General features: G+C 72.2%; 5 protein-coding genes. 1 reads left to right on the forward strand and 4 read right to left on the reverse strand.

Going from position 1 to position 5,722, the window contains the following annotated elements; translation table 11 throughout:
* Positions 1-128: 128 nt before the first annotated feature.
* Genes ACWDD7_RS34185 through ACWDD7_RS34195 form a run of 3 tightly spaced genes read right to left on the reverse strand, consistent with a single transcriptional unit; the run spans position 129 to position 2,733 of the window.
* Positions 129-1,721 carry a solute symporter family protein gene (locus ACWDD7_RS34185; RefSeq protein ID WP_450460254.1) on the reverse strand — a complete coding sequence of 531 codons (1,593 nt, stop codon included), beginning with the start codon at positions 1,719-1,721 and terminating at the stop codon, positions 129-131.
* Complete coding sequence (locus ACWDD7_RS34190) at positions 1,718-2,083, reverse strand: DUF485 domain-containing protein (RefSeq protein ID WP_351879323.1); 366 nt, start codon at positions 2,081-2,083, stop codon at positions 1,718-1,720. The genes ACWDD7_RS34185 and ACWDD7_RS34190 overlap by 4 nt, the downstream gene beginning before the upstream one ends.
* On the reverse strand, positions 2,080-2,733 hold the full coding sequence (locus ACWDD7_RS34195) for an adenylate kinase (protein WP_450460255.1): 654 nt from the start codon (positions 2,731-2,733) through the stop codon (positions 2,080-2,082). The genes ACWDD7_RS34190 and ACWDD7_RS34195 overlap by 4 nt, the downstream gene beginning before the upstream one ends.
* Before the next feature lie 1,116 nt (positions 2,734-3,849).
* Between ACWDD7_RS34195 and ACWDD7_RS34200 the strand changes: the two genes are divergently transcribed.
* Positions 3,850-4,491 carry a response regulator gene (locus tag ACWDD7_RS34200; protein WP_450460256.1) on the forward strand — a complete coding sequence of 214 codons (642 nt, stop codon included), beginning with the start codon at positions 3,850-3,852 and terminating at the stop codon, positions 4,489-4,491.
* 15 nt (positions 4,492-4,506) lie between these two features.
* Here the strand turns inward: ACWDD7_RS34200 and ACWDD7_RS34205 are convergent, their stop codons facing one another.
* Positions 4,507-5,379 carry an alkaline phosphatase family protein gene (locus tag ACWDD7_RS34205; RefSeq protein WP_450460281.1) on the reverse strand — a complete coding sequence of 291 codons (873 nt, stop codon included), beginning with the start codon at positions 5,377-5,379 and terminating at the stop codon, positions 4,507-4,509.
* Positions 5,380-5,722 lie beyond the last annotated feature (343 nt).

The raw sequence follows: 5,722 nt of genomic DNA on the forward strand, positions 1-5,722 counted from the left end.
GAACGAAGCACGATCATGAGCAAGGACCTCGCCCAGCAGACCGCCCTGGTCACCGGAGCCACCGCAGGCCCCCTCGCCGAGGGGGCGCGGACCGGGCCGCCGCGCGGGGCCGGGCCGGAGGCGCGGGCTTACCCCGCACCCGTCAGACAGCGCTCCTCGAACTCGCGGTACGCGGCGACGTCGGCCGACCTGGAGCTCAGGACGGTGCCGAGCCAGCCCAGCAGGAACCCGACCGGGACGGAGACGATGCCCGGGTTCTGCAGCGGGAACCAGGCGAAGTCCGCCGTGGGCAGCAGGGACGTCGGTGTCGAGGAGATGAGCGGGCTGAAGACGACCAGCAGGAGGGAGCAGCCCAGGCCGCCGTACAGACCCCAGAGCGCGCCGACCGCGGTGAAGCGGGGCCAGAACAGCGTGTAGAGGACGGTCGGCACGAGGGACGAGGCGGCGATGGCGAAGGCGAGGAAGGCGAGCGAGGCCGCGTTCCAGTCCCAGGCCAGCAGAGCGATGAGGATTCCCAGCACGCCGACCACACCGGCCGACACCCGTGCCACGGCCACCTCCTGACGGCCCTCCACCTGGCTCCTGCGGACGCCGTACGCGTACACGTCGTGGGCCAGCGACGAGGCCGCGGCGAGTGTGACGCCGGCGGCCACGGAGAGGATGGTGGCGAAGACGAGGCAGGAGAAGGCCGCTACCAGCAGGGTCCCACCCACCGACTGCGCGAGCAGGAGCACCCCGGAGTTGCCGGTGGAGTCGGCGGCCTTGACGGTGTCGGTGCCGACGATCGCGGCCGTTCCCAGGCCCAAGACGCCGACCGCCAGGCACACGGCGCCCACCAGGCCGACCGTCCACAGCACCGCTGTGCGCAACTGGCGTGCCGTACCGGGTGACAGCAGGCGCATGACGACGTGCGGGAGCCCCCCGACGCCCAGGGCCATGGACAGCGCGAGACTGAGGAAGTCCAGCTTGCTGGTGGTGCTGGCGCCGAACCGCAGACCGGGCCGCAGATAGGCGTCCCCGTGTCCGCTGTTCGCGGCGGCCGCGCGGAGGAGGCCGTTGCCGCTCCAGGCGAAGTGCCGCAGCACCAGGACGACGGCCACCGCGACCACGGCCACCAGCAGCGCGGCCTTGGCGATCTGGATGAAGGTGGTGCCGGGCATTCCGCCGACCGCGACGTAGAAGATCACGAGCACGCCGACGAGGACGACGCAGAAGGCACGCGCCGTGCTCCCGGGCATCCCGGTGAACTGGGCCAGCAGGGCGACGCTCGCCGACAGTTGGGCCACCAGGTAGAGGACGGACACGATGAGGGTGCAGACGCCGATGGCGAGCCGGACCGGTCGCTGCCGGTCCCGCATCCGCTGGGCGATGGTGTCGCCGAGGGTGAAAAGGCCCGTGTTGCGCAGGGGTTCGGCGATCAGCAGGAGAACCACGATCCAGCCGATGGCGGTGCCCACGAGGTACAGCAGGCCGTCGTAGCCGGTCAGACAGACCAGGCCGGTGCTGCCCAGCAGGGTGGCCGCCGAGATGTAGTCGCCGCACATCGCCATGCCGTACTTCAGCGGCGACAGTTTCCGGCTGCCGAGGTAGAACTCGCTGATCTCGTCGCGGTGCGGGCTGTTGATGATGGCCGTGAACATGGTGATGGCGAGGAAGGTGAGGAACAGCACCAGCGGCAGCCGGATGTGGCTGAGGGGTATGACGCCCGACGCGGCGGTCATCGCTTACTCCTTTCGGCGCCCGTCCGGACCCGGTGCGCGCGCAGTGCGTCGGCGAGCGGGTCGAAGCGGGTGCGCATGTGCCGGTGGTAGCGCCACGCGGTGAGGAACAGGGCGGCGAACAGGGCCAGGCCCAGCGTCAGTCCGAAGGTGAGATGTCCCCACAGCGCAGCGGCCATCAGTCCGGGCGCGAAGCCGGACAGCAGGATGAGGAGCAGATAGCCGCTCACGACGGCGACGGCGGCCGGGGTGGCGAAGGAGAAGCGCAGGCGGCGCAGTTCCCGCAGGTCGACGGGCGGCGGGGCCGCCGTCACCGGGACGCCGTCCGGTTCGCGGCGCACGGGGGGCCGGGGGTAGGGGTTCACCGCGCCCCCAGTGTCAGGGCCGAGCGCATCCGGTCGGAGACCTCCGTGACCGTGCCCGTCGCGGCCACGGCGCGCAGCAGTTCCCGGTCCGTGTACCACCGCAGCAGCGGGAGGGTCTGCTCCGCGTACACCGCGAGGCGCCGCAGCACGGTCTCCTCGGTGTCGTCGGCGCGCCTGACGAGGGGGCCCGCGCACCCGTCGCAGCGGTCCGGGACGCGGGGCGGGGAGAACACCGTGTGCGCGATGGCGCCGCACGCCGGGCACGTCCGCCGGCCCGTCAGCCGCCGTACGATCTCGTCGTCCGGCAGGTCGAGGGCGATCACCGCGTCGAGCACGGTCTCGTCCTCCTCCAGGGCCTGCTCCAGGAGTTCGGCCTGCCGTACGGTCCGGGGGTAGCCGTCGAGCAGGAACCCGTCCGCCGCGTCGGGTTCGCGCAGGCGCTGCGTGACGAGGGTCGCGGTGAGCTCGTCGGGCACCAGCTCACCGGCGTCCGTGTGCCGGCGGACCAGCTCACCGAGCGCGGTGCCCCGGCTGGTCTCCGCGCGGAACAGGTCCCCGCTGGAGATCGCCGGGACGGACAGGAGGCCGGCCAGGACACGGGCCTGGGTGCCCTTGCCGGCCCCAGGAGGGCCGATCAGAACGATGCGCATCTCAGTTCCTGTTCCGTGGTCAGTCTTCGGCCGGGGCAGCGGTGCCGGAGGCCGGTGTCCGCTCCGCGGGGGCGGGCGGCTCTACGAAGGCGGGCGTCCGGGGCTGGGTCATGGCGCGGTCCTTGGATCGGGGTGCCTGCTCGGCACGGGTGGTGCACCGTCCGGGGCGCGGATGACGGCAGAAGGTGCGGGGTGCGGTGCGGGCGGCGGGACGGCTCGGGGCCGGGAGACCGCGCGCGGGCGGAGAGCGCGGGTACGTCCGGCTGCCGCTCCCGGTCCGGGAGCGCGGCTTGGCGGCCGGGCGTTCCGTGATGTCTCGCTCTGGCCGGTTACTGTGCGGCATCCGTGCCCCGGCGGGGAGTCCCGGTAAGGGACTTGTCGATCAGCGGCGTGCGTCGCGCGACGGACGGACGGGGGCGCGCGACGAACGGTCGCCCGCCACCGCCGAGCGGCCGGCCGCGCCCCGCACCCGACGCCTCCGGCGGCGGTGGTCGGGCCGGTTCCGCCGAGGTCGTCGCGGACTTCCTGCCGGGCGTGGCCGGGGGCACGTTGCGGTCGCCGAGGCGGCCGCCGACTTCCTGCCGGGCTTGGCCGGGGGGAGGCCCACTGTGGTCGTGAACGTCACCGGTCTCGCGGGGCGGTGCTGCCTCCGGCGGAGATGGTCGGGCCCCGGTGTCACGGAGGCATCCACCGGGCAGGAGCCCGCGGCCCTTCCGGATCGGTGCGCAGGGGGGAGCGATCGCGGTCAGCGCGTCGCACGAGAAGTGCGGGAGACCAGCGCGCGGTGCCCGCCGCTCAGCCTCCACCGGGCGGGCGCGGGAGCGGTACGGCCCGGAGGGTCACCGCCGCCCGGCCGCCCACCGGTCCACCTCACCGGTCGCCTGAACGGGCCCGTCGGCGAGCCCGGTGCCGAGGCGAGCGGCGCGCCCTCCACCCGGTCCGCCGCCATCAGCGGCGCCACGACGCCCTCCCTGGGCGCGCAGCGCACCCGTGCACACTCGGCCTGCCTTGAGCACGGCGGCCCGCCGCCGCTCCTTCGTGGCCGCCGAAAACCGTCGGCCCGCCCCGCCGAGCCCTGGAAGAATCACGGCAGCCCATCGACCTCGGGGGAGTGCCGTGAAGGACGTGACGGAACTGATCAGGGCCCTGACGGGCTTGGCCTGGCCGCTCATGGCGGGTGTCGCCTTGTGGCGCCTCTTCCCCCTGATCAAGGAGATAGTCCGCTCCCGGGGCTTCACGATCAAGGTCGGCGAGGCCGAGGTGACGGTCCAGGAGTACTCGGAGAGCCTGATCCGGGCCACGGCCGAGATCCAGGGGCGACTGGCCTCCGTCGGCGCGGTGGCACCCCAGGCCGCCGAGTCCCGCATCCTGGACAGGATTCTCTGGGTGGACGATCGCCCGGAGAACAACCTCACCGAGGTGGCCCAGCTCCGGGCTCTGGGCGTGGACGTCAGCCTGGCGAAGTCGACCGACGAGGGCCTTCAGGCCCTCGCCGGCGCTCACCGCCCCTTCGACGCGATCCTCTCGGACATGAGCCGCAAGGAGCACTTCCGCAACAACGGCACCGCCGGCCTCGACATGATCCGAGCCCTGCGTGCCCAGGGGCACACGACCCCCGTCTTCATCTACGCGACCGCCCGCGCCGTCTCGCTGCGCGCGAAGGTCACCGAGGCCGGCGGAAACGGCGTGGCCGCCTCCTCGACCGAACTCTTCCAGCTCCTGCGCGGGGTGGGCGAGTTCCCGGCCCAGCGAACCTGAGCCGGGCCCACGGCGTCAGGAGGTGGCCCAGATCCCGCTGATGTCCTTGCCCGAGGCGGCGTTGCCCGCGTGCACGCTGAGCCCCTGGCTGTCCTCCAGGGTGCGCAGCATGTCGTAGTGGTTGTACGTGGTCGCGCTGGAGGACCCCGCCACCACCGGCTGCCCGTACAGCACGGTCGCAATCCGGTTCCCGTTCTGCGAGTCGTCCTCGTCGAAGGTGACCACGAGCAGGCTGTTGTGCGCCTTGGCCCAAGTCGCGTACGCGCCCAGGTTGTTCTTCAGCCAGGTGTCACCGGTGGCCACCGAGCAGTCGTGCATGTCACTGCACAGGTTGGGGATCACGAACGACATCTGGGGCAGCGTCGAGTAGTCCGTCGGGAACTGCGCGAAGGTCTTCGCGCTCGACGTCGGCACATTGCTGAACCCGAACCACGGGTTGTGCTTCCGCGCGTACTTGCCACTGCTGCACGTCGTCGACCCCTGGCTCGGCAGCGACTCGTTGTAGCTGGCCCAGCTGCGCCCGGCCGCGATCACCTCGGACGCCAGATTCGGCGCGGACGAGAATCCCGGCGTGTAACAGCTGTCGGTCGTGATGCCCTGGGTCGACCCGGAGAACAGCGCGAAGTAGTTCGGCTGGCTCGGGTGCGTGATGGCGTACGACTGCGACAGATACGCCCCGCCCGACTTCAGCGAGTTGATGTACGGCGCACTGGAGGACCCGATGACCTGGCTGTCGGCATGGTTCTCGAACACTACGACGACCACGTGATCCGGGGTGGGCACGCCGCCCGCGGCCTGCGCGGAAGACCCGCCGATCCCGACCCCGCCGAAAGCGGCAGCGGCAGCCAGGACGGCAAGGGCACGGTGGTACAGGGAACGACGCGACACATCGACCTCCGAGTCGAGGGGCAACAGAACAACGATGAGCATGCACACGCCAACCCGTCCCATACCCCTCATGCGCGTGAAGCCGGGGTGAATTCGCTGAATGGCCGGTATCCACCCCCGGGGACCCGCGGCCGCCGACGGCGGGGAGGGGACGTGGCGGGTGGTATCCGCCCGCAGCGGCCGGCGTCAACTCGTTCGACCTCCCAACAGACAGTCCGCCGGACCGAGGACGGGTACCACCCGCCGCGGCACCGACGCACCGCCTCTCCCGGGGCGCACCCGACCCACGACGGCGCCGTACGGGCCGCCGCAGGCCCTCCGGGCGTCTCATGCGAGGCTTCCG

The organism is Streptomyces sp. NPDC001056 (genome assembly GCF_053598955.1).

What these genes read in the sequence shown, in the direction of transcription:
- ACWDD7_RS34185 (WP_450460254.1), bottom strand. Translation starts at nt 1,721, where the DNA reads ATGACCGCCGCGTCGGGCGTCATACCCCTCAGCCACATCCGGCTGCCG.
- ACWDD7_RS34195 (WP_450460255.1), bottom strand. Translation starts at nt 2,733, where the DNA reads ATGCGCATCGTTCTGATCGGCCCTCCTGGGGCCGGCAAGGGCACCCAG.